We start from the raw sequence: 1,054 nt of genomic DNA, 5'->3' as shown, positions 1-1,054 counted from the left end.
GGCGAGGCCCCAGGCCAGGCGGACGCCGCGGCGGCCGGACCGCAGGCCGGACAGCGGCCCCCGGGAGGGCGTGGCGCGGGTCCGTCCGTGCAGCAGCCGGTCCAGGTGGCGTGCGCCGCGGTGGTCGAGCGGCCCGTCGGCGAAGGGCGGGGCGTCGGCCGGCACCGGGTTGGCGCGGCGCAGGAGGTCGAGTTCGTCAGCCATGGCCGTGTTCCTTCGCGGGGGTGGCGTCGACGGCGGTCGCCGGATGCGGTCGGTGCGGGGCCGGGGCGGATGCCGGGCCCATGCGGTCGATCTCCGTTCTCAGCCGGGCGCGGGCGCGGTGCAGCCGCATCGACGCGGCCCGGCTGCCGCAGCCGAGGGCGACGGCCAGCTCGTCCACGCCCAGCTCCTCCCAGGCCGTCAGCCGCAGCACCTCCTGATCCTTGGCGGAGAGTCTGCCGAGGGCCTCGTGCACCCAGCCGCCGGGCGGCTCCGCGTCGGGCCCCGAGGCGATGTGCCGTCCGTGGGCGGCGTCGTCGTTGCCCAGCCGGGCGAGGAGCCGGCGGCGGCGTCCCTGGCCGCGTACCGCGTTGGCCAGGCAGTTGCGTGCCACCCCGTACAGCCAGGGCAGCGGGGTGTGCGGCAGTTCCGCACGGCGGCGCCAGGCCACCGTGAAGACCTCCGCCACCACTTCCTCGACCTCGCCCGTGCGCCCGTCCAGCCGGCGCGCCACGTAGCGGCTGACCGCCCAGTAGTGCTCCCGGTAGGCAGCGGCGAAGATCTCGTCGTTGCTCATGCTCCGTATCTGTCCGGCACCCTCGTGATCGTCACGGGTGTTTTCGTGACGCTCGTCTCGTCCGTCGAGTGTGACGTGCGGGCTCGGCGCGGACACAGGCGGGGCGTGAGGAACCTCAAGAGCATCAAGTGGCTGACGACCACGGACCACAAGACGATCGGCACGCTGTATCTGGTGACGTCGTTCGCCTTCTTCTGCGTCGGCGGCGTGATGGCGCTGTTCATGCGCGCCGAACTCGCCCGGCCTGGTCTGCAGATCATGTCGAACGAGCAGTTC

The 1,054-nt window shown here is 73.4% G+C and carries 1 protein-coding gene and 2 pseudogenes; 1 reads left to right on the top strand and 2 read right to left on the bottom strand.

The window, feature by feature from the left end; translation table 11 throughout:
- A pseudogene (locus BZZ08_RS38480) lies at nucleotides 1–204 on the bottom strand (CU044_5270 family protein); the annotation flags it as partial.
- Nucleotides 197–778 carry an RNA polymerase sigma factor gene (locus tag BZZ08_RS38475; RefSeq protein ID WP_104636733.1) on the bottom strand — a complete coding sequence of 194 codons (582 nt, stop codon included), beginning with the start codon at nucleotides 776–778 and terminating at the stop codon, nucleotides 197–199. The gene BZZ08_RS38475 and the pseudogene BZZ08_RS38480, both read right to left, overlap by 8 nt.
- Nucleotides 779–853: 75 nt before the next feature.
- On the opposite strand from BZZ08_RS38475, the pseudogene BZZ08_RS39780 reads away from it, so the two are divergent.
- Nucleotides 854–1,054: pseudogene (locus tag BZZ08_RS39780) on the top strand (cytochrome ubiquinol oxidase subunit I); the annotation flags it as partial.

This window comes from Streptomyces sp. MH60 (genome assembly GCF_002939385.1).
Classification (GTDB): Bacteria; Actinomycetota; Actinomycetes; order Streptomycetales; family Streptomycetaceae; genus Streptomyces.
Note: the sequence above shows the minus strand (reverse complement) of the source record. Positions and strands in the feature narration are given on the sequence as shown.

What these genes read in the sequence shown, in the direction of transcription:
- BZZ08_RS38475 (WP_104636733.1), bottom strand. Translation starts at nt 778, where the DNA reads ATGAGCAACGACGAGATCTTCGCCGCTGCCTACCGGGAGCACTACTGG.